This window comes from Bacillus sp. FSL R5-0560 (genome assembly GCF_037966305.1).
Classification (GTDB): Bacteria; Bacillota; Bacilli; order Bacillales; family Bacillaceae; genus Bacillus; species Bacillus mojavensis.
Window position 1 is genome coordinate 2,165,996 of the sequence record NZ_CP150195.1, and the last position, 15,016, is coordinate 2,181,011.

Sequence of the window (15,016 nt, forward strand, 5' to 3'; positions counted from 1 at the left end):
CATTCAATTCTGTGCGCAATATTTCCTCCATTTTATGTTTTCCCTTTAGTCTTTACGTAAACAAAAAAACACTGCTCAAAATGAACAGTGTTTTTTTGGAGTTTATTGAATCAGACGTGTAATCTGCTTCTTTTTCCAAATGAATTGATAATACCCGTAAATCAAAAGCAAGCTGACGGCAAACGCAGCCGGATAGCCAACCCAGACGCCGAGTATTTCAAGCTTGGTGTAGTGGGACAGAACAAACGCAACCGGCACCTCAATTCCCCAGATGGCAAAAATACTGATGAGAGTCGGCCATAAAACCGTTCCGCTTGCACGCATCGTCGCAGAAATAATTTGTGCATTTCCAAACAGCAAATAGCTCCATAATGTAATCATTAAAAGCTTGTGTGCAATATGAAGTGTATCTTTCTCGGTCAAAAATAACGCTAAAATCTGATGTGCAAAAAGATAGATAAGGACAATCAACACACCGCCAATGATATAATTCAGCCAAATGCCGACTCGGATTACTTGCTTTAACCGGTCAAACTCATTCGCTCCAATAGATTGAGCAGCGAAAATAGATACCGCGATACCCAGACTGACAGCCGGCATTTGCACATAGCTGGCTACCTGGTTGACCACGCCATATGCTGCTGTCGCATCCGAACCATAATGATTGACGAATGAAATGACCGCTATTTCCGATAGCGACACGAGAATCATGTTGATGCTTGACGGAATTCCAAGACGCAGCAGAAGCGCCAGCAGTTCCTTATCCATTTTCAAATAACGCCGCACTGTCTTATCAAATTGCAGCGGATGTTTCGTTTTCCGCAGATACACCAATAATACGATAAAGGTCACAATTGTAGAAATAACGGTTGCGTAAGCAGAGCCGTAAATGCCCAGCTTCGGCAAACCAAACATGCCGAGAATGAAGATCGGTAAAAGTGCTATATTGATGACTGTGCTTACAATCAATGTATAAAACGGTGTCTTAGAATCGCCTGTTCCCCGCAAGAATGTGGTATAGGCAAAATATAAAAACATAAATGGCATTGCGTAAAATAAGATACGCGCATACCTAACACTTACATCAATTACATTTTCCGGGGTTCCCATGAGACGCAGAATATCTAAGGTGAATATACTGCCGATCACAGCTAACACAATTCCTAATAAAAAGGTGAATGTCAGTGTTGTTCCGACAACGGCCTTTAACCGTTCCTCATTTTTTGCCCCATAGGCTTGCCCGATAAGAATGGAACTGCCGGAACCGATGCCGATCGTAAATGAAATGAGAAGAAAAAACAGCGGGAAGAAGGATGAAACAGCTGCAAGCGCATCTACACCAAGCCATCTGCCCACAGCGACCATCCCGACTAACTGGCCGATTGATTGCAGCACATTGCTCAGAAGGAGCGGCACTAAAAATAGTGACATGGACCGCCAAACAGATGGATTGCTCTTCTTCTTAGATACGGGATTTTCTTGTAATGTTTCCATATGTAATGACTCCTTTATTTAAACTCGTTTCACTAACGTGCTCCCGTTTCTTTTGAAATGAACACGACACGCAACATGTAACTATTCACCACAGTACTTATGAAACCCTTCCCGATTCTCCTATTTTTACACATTTTGAAGCATCAAGAATAAGCTAGCACGATAAAGCATAGTCTTTTGGTGAGATGAAAGAATAAAAAAATAATTTATGCAAAAGTATTGTAATCTAAACGTAACTATTGTAACATTTGTAACATAAGAGAAAGAGATTTTAAAGGAGAGAGCCACATTGAAAAAATATCTTCTGTTTCTAACCACTATTGCACTTATTCTGTCATTAAACACAAATGCATTTGCGAAAAACACATCCGGGGATTTATCACAAAAACAAGCATTGCAGCTGGCACTAACAGCTAGAGAGCATTTTTGGAATACAATGAGCGGACACAATCCAAAAGCGAAGAAAGCAGTTTGCCCATCAGGCACATTTGAGCATCAAAATCTTCAGTACGTATACATGTGCAGTGACCTTGGCACAAAAGAAAAAGCTGTGAATTACTTAACACCTATTTTCTCAAAATTAGCGATTGAAAAAGGCTTTAAAGACTATCATTTTATTGTTTCAAAAGGGAAACTGGCTGTTCCGATCGGTGACGGAGACAATCTCTTGAATTGGAAAAAATCAACCGCTAAACTCATTTCTAAAAAAGGCGGCACAGTCACATATGAATTTACCGTTCCTACTTTGGACGGATCACCTTCAGCAAAACGGAAAGTGACATTTGTAAAAGAGAACAAAAAGTGGAAAGTAAATCGCTTTGACGCAGTTATATAAGAAAAAACGCCCGTTTCCCGGGCGTTTTTTTATATTGAGAATAAAAAAGACAATGGACGTATCAACCACCATTGCCCTTTTGTTTTTATTACGCTCTAGGAGAGATTCGAACTCCCGACCTGCAGTTTAGGAAACTGCTGCACTATCCGCTGTGCTACTAGAGCTTTTTTGATATCTATATAGTAGCTCCGATTGTCACGATTTTCAAGCCATTTGATTTACAGCCCTCCAAATACCTTATAAGCAGCTCTTGTTGTATCTTCATCGATTCCGATATAACGCATTGTAATTGAGGGTGATGAATGATTAAGAATCCTCTGCAGCTCAGCGATATCTTTTGTCCGCTGGTAGAAGTGATAGCCAAATGTTTTCCGGAGCGTATGGGTCCCTATTTCCTCAAGTCCGCACGCTTCGGCTGCCTCTCTTAAAATTCTGTATGCCTGAATGCGTGAAATTGGCTTTCTGGTTCGGACAGATTTAAATAGGTATTCATTTTCTTTCATATCTTTCGTATACTCGTGTATTTCTGCTTTCAAAGATTCTAAAATGAGAATCTTCCTTTTCTTTTTAGTTTTGCTTTCAGTCGCCCATAAATGGTCTTTATTTCTGACATCTTTCACTTGAAGCGGCAAAATATCAGAAATTCGGAGCGCGCTGTTAATGCCGAAAATAAACAAAAAATAATCACGCATGTTTTTGCTGCGTAAATACTGTTTTACATCTTGAATTTTCTCTAAACTGCGGATCGGCTGTACAATATGCATCAAAAAACTCCTTAAAAACCGTTATGTAACGTTTTGAGGTCTATGTTACTATTATAGCGGAAAAACGTTGAATGTCAAAGTCCGGGAGCATTTATGTAACATAATATACATAGTGTTACATAAGCAGGAAGAAGATCTCTTGAAACACCCTATCCTCTTAAAAGGTGTTTTCAGCCTTATATGAAGCTTTTCCGATCATTGAGACAAATTACTCTAGCCCACCCCAGAGAAGTGCTTAAAACGGAATCTGAGGCTTCGCTTTTTGAGATGCTCTTAAAAAAATATACAAAAAAAGACACAATTTGAAATTGCGTCCTAGTCTTCATCCTTCACATCGACATCTTCCGGAATCGGCTCATTTAATATTTCCTGCACGAGCGCTTTATAATTTTCCAGCTGTTCAAGATGTGTTTTGAATTGTCCTTTATAAATTAAAAATTGATCACCGTCATGCACGGCGCGAATTTTCCCTTCGAGTACCAAATTTTTAATATAATCCTCTGAAAGATTTGTATATTCTGCTGTTTCTTTAATGGTTAGATACATAGTGGGGGTCCTTTCTGTTTCAATGATCCAATCGATGGTTCTACTATAGCACATGACTCACCCCAATATAATCAATTTCACACAGAAATATGGCTGAATGCTATAGATAATATACCATTTGTCACTTGTGAAACCGCTGTATTTTTTTTACGCTAAGATTGTAACATAACAGCTTAATAGGAGGGAGAACATGAAAAAAACATGGAACGTCTGTTTAGCAGCCCTGCTTAGTGTTCTGTTAGTCGCTGGAAGTGCTCCATTTCACGCGGAAGCTAAAAAGCCGCCCAAAGGCTATGACGAGTACAAGCAAGTAGATGTAGGCAAAGACGGAATGGTTGCAACTGCGCATCCTCTCGCTTCAGAGATCGGGGCTGACGTCTTGAAAAAAGGCGGAAATGCCATTGACGCGGCGGTTGCCATTCAGTTTGCGCTTAATGTCACAGAACCGATGATGTCAGGCATTGGCGGCGGCGGTTTTATGATGGTGTATGACGGAAAAACAAAAGATACGACGATCATCGATAGCCGCGAACGCGCTCCCGCAGGCGCAACTCCGGATATGTTTCTCGATGAAAACGGCAAAGCGATACCTTTCTCTGAACGTGTCACAAAAGGTACTGCCGTTGGTGTTCCGGGTACTCTGAAAGGGCTGGAAAAAGCTTTGGATAAATGGGGAACCCGTTCGATGAAACAATTAATTTCCCCCTCTATTAAACTCGCTGATAAAGGCTTTCCGATTGATTCAGTGTTAGCAAATGCGATTTCTGATTATCAGGAAAAATTATCACGGACTGCCGCAAAGGATGTATTTCTGCCGAATGGCGAGCCGCTTAAAGAAGGTGATACTCTCATTCAAAAAGATTTGGCCAAAACCTTTAAGCTCATTCGTTCGAAAGGCATAGACGCTTTTTATGAAGGCAAATTTGCCAAAGCGCTTTCTGATACGGTTCAGGATTTCGGTGGATCAATGACCAAAAAAGATTTAGAAAATTATGATATTACAATTGACGAACCGATTTGGGGGGAATATCAAGGCTATCAAATTGCAACGACTCCTCCTCCAAGCTCTGGCGGCGTTTTCTTACTGCAAATGCTGAACATTCTCGATGATTTTAACCTTTCACAATATGATATCCGCTCATGGGAAAAATACCATCTGCTCGCTGAAACCATGCATTTGTCTTACGCTGACCGTGCGGCTTATGCAGGCGATCCCGAATTTGTAAATGTTCCTCTCAAAGGTTTGCTTCACCCCGACTATATAAAAGAGCGCCAGCAATTAATCAGTTTAGATGAAGTCAACAAAAAACCAAAAGCCGGTGATCCTTGGAAATACGAAGAAGGAACCGCAAACTATAAGCAAGTCGAACAGCCGAGTGATAAAGTAGACGGCCAAACGACACACTTTACCGTCGCGGACCGCTGGGGCAATGTTGTTTCCTATACCACAACAATTGAACAGCTGTTTGGAACAGGCATTATGGTTCCTGATTACGGGGTCATTTTAAACAATGAACTAACAGATTTTGATGCGGTTCCAGGCGGAGCCAACGAAGTTCAGCCGAACAAGCGGCCTTTAAGCAGCATGACTCCGACGATTTTGTTTAAAGATGACAAACCAGTTCTCACCGTCGGATCTCCTGGAGGGGCAACGATTATTTCTTCCGTGCTGCAAACCATCCTCTATAATATCGAATATGGAATGGAATTAAAAGCAGCGGTTGAAGAGCCGAGAATTTACACAAACAGTATGAGCTCCTACAGATACGAAGACGGAGTTCCAGAGAATGTACTCAGCAAATTAAAAGACATGGGCCATAAATTCGGCACAAGTCCAGTGGACATCGGAAACGTGCAAAGCATTTTTATCGACCGTGAAAACGGCACCTTCAAAGGAGTAGCTGATTCAAGCAGAAACGGCGCAGCAATCGGAATTAATTTGAAACATAAATAAAAAAGAAAAACTGTACTCGTTTTTGCCGAGTACAGTTTTTCTATGGACGATTAATCATGCTCGCTGTCCTCGCAAACTCTTTAAGGTACGTATACCGTTCAATATAACATCCAGACATGTGCCAGACAACAAATTGAATCGCATAAAGGTTTATCAGCTAATCAATTCAAATCCCTTAATGCTTTTTTGAAAATAGTTTCCAGCTTACGAAAACAAAAATCTATCCAAGCATCCCTCTGAATCTTCTCTTTTTGATTAGACTGATGGAATAAATTTGGTCTCATTCAATTCTGCAATAAACCGCTGAAATGCACTGGTCATAAAAAAGTCTTTTCTGTAAATAAACACGATCGTCATATCCTGATATGATGCGGGAAGCTGGTGAACGTACACCCTTTGGCGATAGGCTGAGCAGGCAATGGCTGACTTTGGCAGCAACGCCGTCCCCAAACCAGCGGAAACACCTCTGATAACGGCTTCCAATGTGCCAAATTCTATGATTTTTTGCTGTTGAATACCTGCTTCCTCTAGTAATCTTTTGACTCTATCGCGATGAGAGCAGCCGGTTCCAAAAAAGAGCATTGGCAGCCGAAGCATGTCCTCTATCGCCCCTTCCTCCGCTGATATTAACACCAATTCCTCACGGGAAACAGGAATTTGTTTGATATCCGTGTATTCAACAGGACCGTACACAAAAGCGCCATCCACCTTATGATCTAGAACTTGCCGAACCAAACTGTGCGTATCACCTGTGTTCACTGATAAATCAACTTCAGGAAAACGTCTGAGGAATGAAGCTGCATGTTCAGGCAGGTGAGTGACCGCTGTTGTTTCCAATGCTCCAAGCCGCAATGGCCCTTTCGGATGCTTATTTAATTGTGCTGATTTCTCAGCTTCGTCTAATAATGATAACACTTGATCTGCGTATTGTAATAGGTTTTCCCCCGCAGCCGTTAACTTCATTCCACGATTTGTCCGGTGAAATAACTTGATATTCAGATCTGTTTCAAGCTTATGGATTCTTGCTGTTACATTAGATTGAACATAATTCAGCTGCCGGGCTGCTTTTGATATACTTCCTTCACGGGCAACAGCCCGGAATATCTTTAATTCTCCACTTTCCACACGCTGTCACCTTCTTGCTATGATTAAAAGTGATACCGACAATCATTTTTGTTCATTTTACTTGAAGAAAACCGCTGTGTAAAATATGTGAAGGTCATAGATTACGAGGGAATTAGGAGGCAGACGGCATGAAAGCGGTTGTTCATAACGGAAAAAGCGGACTTCGGGGGTTAGTGTATCAGTACATCCCTTCTCAAAATCCCGGATACGGAGAAGTGAAAGTAAAGTTGAAAACGGCAGGATTAAATCATCGGGACCTGTTTCTCATGAACAATAAAACCGAACAAGATCCTGAGTTTATTCTGGGCTCTGACGGTGCTGGCATGATTGAAGCGGTCGGTGAAGGTGTAAATGATCTGGCTGTTCATACAGAAGTGGTGATTTTACCGACATTGAATTGGGAAGGAACAGATGATGTACCTCCTGTTCCGAATATTTTGGGAGGCCCTTCAAACGGAACACTTGCTGAATATGTGATCATTCCTTCAAAAAACGCAGTGAAAAAACCTTCTTATCTATCCTGGGAGGAAGCAGGCGTTTTGCCATTATCAGCTCTGACCGCATATCGAGCACTTTTTACAAAGGCCCAATTAAAAAAAAGCGAGCATATTTTGATACCCGGAATTGGAAGCGGCGTTGCAACCTACGCGCTATTAATGGCTAAAGCAATTGGAGCAACTGTAAGCGTGACTTCTCGAAGCCAGGAGAAAAGAAAAAGAGCAATACAATTAGGAGCTGACCATGCTTTTGACAGTTACAGCAATTGGTCTGAACATCTTCAAGGACAAAAAGCTGATGTCATTCTCGACAGCATAGGGCCGGCCCTCTTTTCAGAATACTTTGATCATGTGAAACCGAACGGCCGTATTGTCAGCTTTGGTGCAAGTTCGGGTGATAATCTCAGTTTTCCACTGCGTTCTTTATTCTTTCCGCAAATCAATATATTGGGAACGTCAATGGGAAGCAGTGATGAATTTCATGAAATGCTGCATTTTATGGAAAAATATAAACTTCGGCCCGTGCTTGACCGGACATATCCTATAGAACAAGCATATGAAGCATATACCAGAATGCAGGAAGGCAGCCAATTTGGGAACATCGGGATCACAATAGATTAAAAAAGAAACCGGCTGACAAACAGTCCGGTTTCTTTTTTTATATAATCCCCTTTATTTACGGCAGAACGGAACTCCCCATCAAATACCGATCAACTTCACGCGCCACTTCACGGCCTTCATTAATCGCCCATACGATTAAACTTTGCCCTCTTCTTGCATCCCCTGCGGCGAAAACACCATCGATATTTGTTTTATACTCCCCATATGCTGCGCTGATTTTGTTGTTATTAGAATCAACACCGAATTGTTTTAAAAGCGGCTGTTCTGTGCCTTCAAAGCCGATAGCGATAAAGACGAGCTGAGCAGGCCATACTTTTTCAGTTCCAGGCAGTTCACGGAACTCGTATTTTCCATGCTCATTTTTCACTTTCTCCATTTGAATCGTATGGAGCTCTTTCAATTTGCCGTTTTTATCGGCAACCAATTTTTTTGTTTGGATCGAATATTCTCTCGGATCTCTTCCGAATTTTGCTTCTGCTTCTTCATACGCATATTCAAGCGTAAAGACGTGCGGCTGTTCAGGCCACATATTATCATTCGTGCGAGCTGGAGGTAGTTTCGGGTGTTTGCCGAATTGGTGCACGCTTTTGGCTTTTTGGCGCAAAGCGGTAGCCACACAGTCAGCTCCTGTGTCCCCGCCTCCGATCACGATAACATCTTTCCCCTTCGCATCAATGAATCGCTTGTCTTTAAAGTTAGAATCTAAGTAGCTTTTTGTAGCAAGCGTCAAGTAATCCATCGCGTAGTGAACACCTTTTGATTCGCGACCCTCAATCAATAGATCGCGCTGTTTTTGAGCTCCTGTGCAAAGGATCACGGCATCAAATTGCTCTTTCAGCTCATCAGCCGTTATATCAACGCCAATTTCCGTATTTGTAACAAAATCGATTCCTTCTTGCGTCAGCAACTTAATGCGGCGGTCGACAATTCCTTTTTCAAGTTTCATGTTTGGAATGCCGTAAGTTAAAAGTCCGCCCGCTCTGTCTGCGCGTTCAAATACAGTGACAGAATGTCCAGCCTGGTTCAGCTGGTCAGCACTCGCCAGTCCGGCTGGGCCCGACCCAACGACGGCAACTTTTTTGCCTGTTCGTTTTTTCGGAATTCTAGGCTGAATCCAGCCATTCTCAAACCCTTTATCGATAATGGTCCGTTCAATATTTTTAATCGATACGGCCGGATCGGAAATCGCTAGTGTACATGAGCCTTCACAAGGAGCGGGACAAACCCGCCCTGTGAATTCAGGAAAGTTGTTTGTTTTTAAAAGCCTTTCTAATGCTTCTTTCCATCTGCCTCTGTAGACAAGGTCGTTCCATTCAGGAATTAAGTTGTAAATCGGACAGCCGGATGTAAATCCGTTAATGTCAGCACCGATCTGGCAAAACGGTGTACCGCAATCCATACACCGCGCCCCCTGCCGTTTCGACGCTTCTTCTGAAAAAGGAGCAGAATATTCCTTCCAGTCCTTTAAGCGAGTGAGAGGGTCTCGCTCAGCTGGTTTTTCTCGTTTGATTTCCATAAATCCAGTTGGTTTCCCCATGTTCCTCTCCCCTTCCTTACTGCACTACCGCTTGTTTTTGTCCCGCCGGCGCTGTTTTCTGCTTTGGTTTCGTATTGGCTTCAAACGCGTACATAACGGCTTCTTCCTCAGATAAGCCCGCAGCTTTTTGCTCTTCGATGCTCGCAAGCATTTGTTTATAGTTTTTCGGAATCACTTTAATAAATTTTTTCACACTGTCTTCCCACTGTTCAAGCAGGTCTGCAGCTTTTTGGCTGTTTGTATACGCAGCATGCTTTTCAAGCATTGCTTTAACTTGTTGAATTTCTTTTTCATCCTCTAAAGACTCAAACAAAATCATTTCAAGGTTGCATTTGCGTTTAAATGCTTTTACATCTTCGGCTAATACATACGCGATTCCGCCGGACATACCAGCCGCGAAGTTTTTGCCGACATCACCCAGTACGACAACACTTCCGCCTGTCATGTATTCACAGCCGTGATCACCGATGCCTTCAACAACAACATTCACACCGCTGTTCCGAACGGCAAAGCGTTCACCTGCACGGCCGTTAATATATGCTTCTCCGCTCGTCGCGCCATAGAATGCCACGTTGCCGATAATCACATTTTCATGTGATGCGGAGTTGAATCCTTCCGGTGATTTGACAATGATTTTTCCGCCAGACAGACCTTTTCCGACGTAGTCATTTGAATCTCCGTCTAAATAAAGCGTCATGCCTTTAGGAACGAACGCTCCAAAGCTTTGGCCGGCTGATCCTGTGAATTGCAGCTTAATCGTATCTTCCGGAAGTCCTTCTTCACCGTAACGTTTCGAAATTTCACTGCCTGTTACAGTGCCTGCTACACGGTTTGTGTTATTGATTTCGACTGAAATATCAGCTTCTTTCCCAGATTCAATGGCATCTTTTACAGCAGGAAGAATCGTTGTGATATCGAGCGATTGATCAATTTTATGGTTTTGCGGTGTTTGGAATGTCCGTACGCCTTCCGGCTGATAAAGAAGTGTGGACAAATCAAGCTGGCTCGCTTTCCAATGCGCCTTTGCCCGCTCACTCACGTTAAGTGCGTCAGTGCGGCCGATCATTTCATCGAATGTTTTAAAACCTAATGCAGCCATGTATTCACGGACTTCTTCAGCAATAAACAGCATGTAGTTCACAATATGATCAGGATCTCCCATGAACTTTTTGCGAAGTTCAGGATTTTGAGTCGCTACCCCGACAGGACATGTATCCAAATGGCAGGCGCGCATCATAACACATCCGAGAACAACTAACGGAGCAGTTGCGAAACCGAATTCTTCGGCGCCGAGCAATGCGGCCATGACGACGTCCCGGCCTGTCATAAGCTTTCCGTCTGTTTCTAATACAACACGATCGCGGAGTCCGTTCAGCATTAAGGTTTGGTGCGCTTCTGCAAGGCCCAGCTCCCACGGTAACCCTGTATGTTTAATGCTTGTTTTAGGTGAAGCACCTGTACCTCCGTCATAACCGCTGATCACAATGACATCTGCAGTTGCTTTAGCAACACCCGCAGCGATCGTTCCGACACCCGCTTTCGAGACCAACTTCACGCTGATTCTTGCATCACGGTTCGCATTTTTCAAATCGTGAATCAGCTGGGCTAAATCCTCGATTGAATAAATGTCATGGTGCGGAGGCGGTGAAATCAATCCGACCCCTGGTGTTGATCCGCGGACATCTGCAACCCAAGGATACACTTTATTGCCCGGCAGCTGTCCGCCTTCTCCCGGTTTTGCGCCTTGCGCCATTTTAATCTGCAGCTCATCGGCGTTGACTAAGTAATGGCTTTTTACACCAAATCGTCCGGATGCAATTTGTTTGATCGCACTTCTTCTGTCATCGCCGTTTTCATCCGTCACAAAGCGTTTTGGATCTTCTCCGCCTTCCCCGCTGTTGCTTTTTCCGCCCAAGCGGTTCATCGCAATCGCTAATGCTTCGTGAGCTTCCTTACTTAATGATCCAAATGACATCGCACCTGTTTTAAAACGTTTGACAATCGATTCAGCAGATTCTACTTCCTCCACTTTTAGAGGCTTGCGGTCTTCATCAAATGAGAACAGGTTTCGCAGGAATCCGATTCGTTCTTCATCTGCCGCTTTTGTATACTGTTTAAACAGATTGTAATCATTTCTGCGGCACGCCCACTGCAAGGTATGAATCGTTTTTGGGTTAAACGCGTGATGCTCTCCGCCGTTTCTCCATTGGAAGTCACTTCCCGGTTCAAGCGTTTTGCTGTAATCATCTTGATACGCTTCCTGGTGGCGGCGCTGCGCCTCTTCCGCAATGGTATTTAAGTCAATGCCGCCGAGCTGTGATGCTGTTCCCGTAAAATAACGGTCAATTACGTCATGGCTGATTCCTACCGCTTCAAAGATTTGGGCGCCCCTGTAGCTCTGTACAGTAGAAATTCCCATCTTTGACATCACTTTTACGACACCTTCGGTAATGCTTTTTCCATATTTGCTGACCGCTTCTTCATAGCTGATATCCAAACGGCCTTCGTCAATCTCCTGCTTGTAGGTTGCATATGCCAGATAAGGATTGACAGCATCAGCACCATAGCCGATTAGAGCTGCAAAGTGATGAACTTCTCGTGCTTCTCCCGATTCAACGATAATGCTGACTTTCGTGCGCAGTCCTTTTCGGATTAAATGCTGGTGCAGTGCGCTGACTGCTAACAACGGCGGAATTGGCGTTAATTGCTCATTCATTGCTCTATCGGACAGAATCAAAAGACTTACGCCTTGGCTGATTGCTTTCTCAGCTTGGGTGAACATGTCTTTTAACCCGCGTTCAAGATCTTCTGAAAACAGCACATTAATCTTTTGGCTTCTTAAATCAGGATGGACGATTGTTTTCAGTGCATAAAACTGCTCATTTGATAACACGGGTGTATACAGCTTGATTCGGCGAACGTTACGTTCATTTGGATGAAGGAGATCGCCTTCTGCTCCGAGCCAGGTCATTGTTGAAGTCACGAGCTGCTCGCGAATCGCGTCAATCGGCGGGTTTGTAACCTGTGCAAACAACTGCTTAAAGTAGTTAAACAGCGATTGCGGTCGATCAGACAAAACAGCAAGCGGCGAATCGTTCCCCATTGAGCCGAGAGGATCTTTTCCTTCTTTAATAACAGGAATTAAATATTTTTGAATATCCTCATATGTGTATCCAAACGCTTTCTGACGCGTAAGAAGATCCGCGAACTGCTCTTCCTCTCTTGTTTCCGGATCAGGATTCACTTGCACGAGCTCTTCCTCAAGCCATTTTTGGTATGGATATTCAGTTGCGATTTGTGTCTTTATTTCTTCATCAGAAATGATGCGGCCTTCTTCCAGGTCAATTAAAAGCATTTTTCCTGGTTCAAGGCGGTTTTTATATAAGACGTTTTCTTGTTCAACTTCAATAACGCCGACTTCAGATGAGAAAATAATATAATCATCCTTTGTCACATAATAACGAGCCGGACGTAAACCATTACGGTCAAGGATTGCGCCGATTTGTTTTCCATCAGTAAATGAAATGGCAGTCGGACCGTCCCAAGGCTCCATTAATGAACTGTGGTACTCGTAGAACGCTCTTTTTTCTTTAGACATGTGCGTATTTTCTGTCCATGGCTCAGGAATCAGCATCATCGCCGTATGTGCCGGCTTGCGTCCCGCCATAACGAAAAACTCAAATGCGTTATCCAAAATGGAAGAGTCACTGCCGTCAGCATTCAGAATCGGAAGAATTTTATTGAGATCCTCACCAAAGCTTTCAGACACAAATTGCTGTTCACGTGCTCTCATCCAGTTGATATTTCCTCGAAGGGTGTTAATCTCACCATTGTGAACCAAATAGCGGTTTGGGTGTGCCCTTTCCCATGTAGGGAAGGTATTCGTGCTGAAGCGTGAATGAACTAGTGCAAAAGCGGATACGAATGCCTCATCTTGCAGATCGGAATAAAACGCATCAACCTGTTCAGGTGTTAAAAGACCTTTATAAACAATAGTTTGGCTTGAAAGACTGGCAAAATAAAAATCTAGACCTTCCGTTACTCCCCAGTTTTCAGCCTGTTTACGAATGACATACAATTTTCGCTCAAACGACAAATCATTCTTCAGGTCAGAACTTGCGCCAATGAATACTTGACGGACAAAAGGACAGCTTTTTTGTGCTACTGTTCCGATTTTTCCGACATTTACAGGTACAGTTCTCCATCCAAGCACTACTTGGCCTTCCTGTTCAATCAGTGCATTGATTTGCTTTTCGATTTTTTTTCTTTCATCTTCCTTCTGCGAGAAAAAGACCATTCCTACCCCGTAACGTCCTTTTTCCGGCAGATTGATATCTTTGCACTCTTTCTTAAAGAAAGCATCAGGGATTTGAACCAGTAAGCCGGCGCCGTCTCCCGTATCCGGATCACTGCCTTGGCCTCCTCTGTGGTCGAGCTGGCAAAGCATCTGCAGCCCCTGTTTGACGATGTCATGTGTCGCCTTGCCTTTTAAGTGCGCATATAGGCCGATTCCGCACGCATCATGTTCAAATTCAGGACGGTAGAGACCTTGAGCTTTTGGCATTTGATTGTAAGTCATAATTCCTCTCCCCCGATCAGTTTCCGATAATACCGGTCATAAAATCTAACAACTCTAATATTATTGTAGGTTTTCAAAACGATATAAACAATATATAATTTAGATCAAAAGAATCTCAAAATGAGATAGATGGATGTGAAACATACATGGAGCTGCGCCAACTGCGCTATTTTATGGAGGTTGCTGAGCGAGAACACGTTTCAGAAGCCGCTGATTATCTGCATGTGGCCCAATCAGCCATCAGCAGACAAATTGCAAACCTTGAAGAAGAATTAAATGTCACTTTATTTGAGCGTGAAGGGAGAAATATCAAACTCACTCCGATTGGAAAAGAATTTTTAATTCACGTCAAAACAGCGATGAAAGCCATCGATTATGCAAAAGAACAAATTGATGAGTACCTTGACCCGCATCGCGGAACAGTAAAAATTGGTTTTCCTACAAGCCTCGCCAGTCAGCTTCTGCCGACTGTCGTTTCGGCATTTAAAGAAGAATATCCGCACGTCGAGTTTTTGCTGCGCCAAGGCTCTTATAAGTTTCTGATTGAAGCTGTCAGAAACCGTGATATCGATTTAGCGTTATTAGGCCCTGTGCCGACGAATTTTCCAGATATAGCAGGAAATATCCTATTCACAGAAAAAATTTACGCGCTTGTACCATTAAATCATCCGCTTGCCAAACAAAAAACGGTACATTTAATCGATTTGCGCAACGATCAATTTGTGTTGTTTCCGGAAGGGTTTGTGCTCAGAAAAATGGCGATTGACTCTTGCAAACAGGCCGGGTTTGCCCCTCTTGTCTCTACGGAGGGTGAGGATTTGGACGCTATCAAAGGATTGGTGTCCGCAGGTATGGGTGTCACCCTCCTGCCGGAGAGCACTTTTGCTGAAACGACACCCCGATTTACAGTGAAAATTCCAATTGAGTTTCCTCAAGTTAAACGGACTGTCGGAATTATTAAGCCGAAAAACAGAGAGCTTGCACCGTCAGCTCAGGATTTTTATGAGTTTGTCATACAGTTTTTCTCGAAATTGGAACAGTATCAATAAAAAAAACCCGAGCTT

General features: G+C 43.1%; 10 protein-coding genes and 1 tRNA gene. 4 read left to right on the forward strand and 7 right to left on the reverse strand.

Annotation, left to right across the window (positions count from 1 at the left end):
- Positions 1-102: 102 nt before the first annotated feature.
- Positions 103-1,494, reverse strand: coding sequence for an MATE family efflux transporter (locus tag NST56_RS11330; protein WP_229147370.1), 1,392 nt, complete (start codon positions 1,492-1,494; stop codon positions 103-105).
- 289 nt (positions 1,495-1,783) lie between these two features.
- Here NST56_RS11330 and NST56_RS11335 point away from each other — a divergent pair, with 289 nt between their 5' ends.
- Complete coding sequence (locus NST56_RS11335) at positions 1,784-2,329, forward strand: IseA DL-endopeptidase inhibitor family protein (protein ID WP_339176767.1); 546 nt, start codon at positions 1,784-1,786, stop codon at positions 2,327-2,329.
- Between the two features lie 91 nt (positions 2,330-2,420).
- Here NST56_RS11335 and NST56_RS11340 read toward each other — a convergent pair.
- The 3 genes from NST56_RS11340 to NST56_RS11350 form a co-directional block, all read right to left on the reverse strand.
- Positions 2,421-2,493 (reverse strand) — tRNA-Arg (locus tag NST56_RS11340).
- A gap of 54 nt (positions 2,494-2,547) precedes the next feature.
- Positions 2,548-3,093 (reverse strand): site-specific integrase, encoded by a 546-nt coding sequence (locus NST56_RS11345; RefSeq protein WP_339176768.1) that lies wholly within the window; start codon positions 3,091-3,093, stop codon positions 2,548-2,550.
- A gap of 315 nt (positions 3,094-3,408) precedes the next feature.
- Positions 3,409-3,639 (reverse strand): excisionase family DNA-binding protein, encoded by a 231-nt coding sequence (locus tag NST56_RS11350; RefSeq protein ID WP_168747982.1) that lies wholly within the window; start codon positions 3,637-3,639, stop codon positions 3,409-3,411.
- A 190-nt stretch (positions 3,640-3,829) separates the two neighbouring features.
- Between NST56_RS11350 and ggt the strand changes: the two genes are divergently transcribed.
- Entirely contained in the window at positions 3,830-5,593 is a 1,764-nt protein-coding gene (gene ggt, locus NST56_RS11355) for a gamma-glutamyltransferase (RefSeq protein ID WP_268449351.1), read from the forward strand.
- Positions 5,594-5,848: 255 nt separating this feature from the next.
- On the opposite strand, the gene NST56_RS11360 is transcribed toward ggt, so the two are convergent.
- On the reverse strand, positions 5,849-6,718 hold the full coding sequence (locus tag NST56_RS11360) for a LysR family transcriptional regulator (protein ID WP_339176769.1): 870 nt from the start codon (positions 6,716-6,718) through the stop codon (positions 5,849-5,851).
- Positions 6,719-6,846: 128 nt separating this feature from the next.
- Between NST56_RS11360 and NST56_RS11365 the strand changes: the two genes are divergently transcribed.
- Complete coding sequence (locus tag NST56_RS11365) at positions 6,847-7,836, forward strand: zinc-binding dehydrogenase (protein ID WP_339176770.1); 990 nt, start codon at positions 6,847-6,849, stop codon at positions 7,834-7,836.
- Positions 7,837-7,891: 55 nt separating this feature from the next.
- Here the strand turns inward: NST56_RS11365 and gltD are convergent, their stop codons facing one another.
- Both gltD and gltB read right to left on the reverse strand, forming a co-directional pair.
- Positions 7,892-9,373, reverse strand: coding sequence for a glutamate synthase small subunit (gltD, locus tag NST56_RS11370; protein ID WP_168747986.1), 1,482 nt, complete (start codon positions 9,371-9,373; stop codon positions 7,892-7,894).
- A gap of 16 nt (positions 9,374-9,389) precedes the next feature.
- The gene (gene gltB, locus NST56_RS11375; RefSeq protein WP_326197474.1) at positions 9,390-13,952 is read right to left on the reverse strand and encodes a glutamate synthase large subunit; all 4,563 of its coding nucleotides are present in this window, start codon (positions 13,950-13,952) and stop codon (positions 9,390-9,392) included.
- 146 nt (positions 13,953-14,098) lie between these two features.
- On the opposite strand from gltB, the gene gltC reads away from it, so the two are divergent.
- Positions 14,099-15,001, forward strand: a complete 903-nt coding sequence (gltC, locus tag NST56_RS11380; protein WP_024121635.1) for a glutamate biosynthesis transcriptional regulator GltC — start codon at positions 14,099-14,101, stop codon at positions 14,999-15,001.
- Positions 15,002-15,016 lie beyond the last annotated feature (15 nt).

What these genes read in the sequence shown, in the direction of transcription:
- ggt (WP_268449351.1), top strand. Translation starts at nt 3,830, where the DNA reads ATGAAAAAAACATGGAACGTCTGTTTAGCAGCCCTGCTTAGTGTTCTG.
- gltB (WP_326197474.1), bottom strand. Translation starts at nt 13,952, where the DNA reads ATGACTTACAATCAAATGCCAAAAGCTCAAGGTCTCTACCGTCCTGAA.
- NST56_RS11350 (WP_168747982.1), bottom strand. Translation starts at nt 3,639, where the DNA reads ATGTATCTAACCATTAAAGAAACAGCAGAATATACAAATCTTTCAGAG.
- NST56_RS11330 (WP_229147370.1), bottom strand. Translation starts at nt 1,494, where the DNA reads ATGGAAACATTACAAGAAAATCCCGTATCTAAGAAGAAGAGCAATCCA.
- gltD (WP_168747986.1), bottom strand. Translation starts at nt 9,373, where the DNA reads ATGGGGAAACCAACTGGATTTATGGAAATCAAACGAGAAAAACCAGCT.
- NST56_RS11345 (WP_339176768.1), bottom strand. Translation starts at nt 3,093, where the DNA reads ATGCATATTGTACAGCCGATCCGCAGTTTAGAGAAAATTCAAGATGTA.
- NST56_RS11365 (WP_339176770.1), top strand. Translation starts at nt 6,847, where the DNA reads ATGAAAGCGGTTGTTCATAACGGAAAAAGCGGACTTCGGGGGTTAGTG.
- gltC (WP_024121635.1), top strand. Translation starts at nt 14,099, where the DNA reads ATGGAGCTGCGCCAACTGCGCTATTTTATGGAGGTTGCTGAGCGAGAA.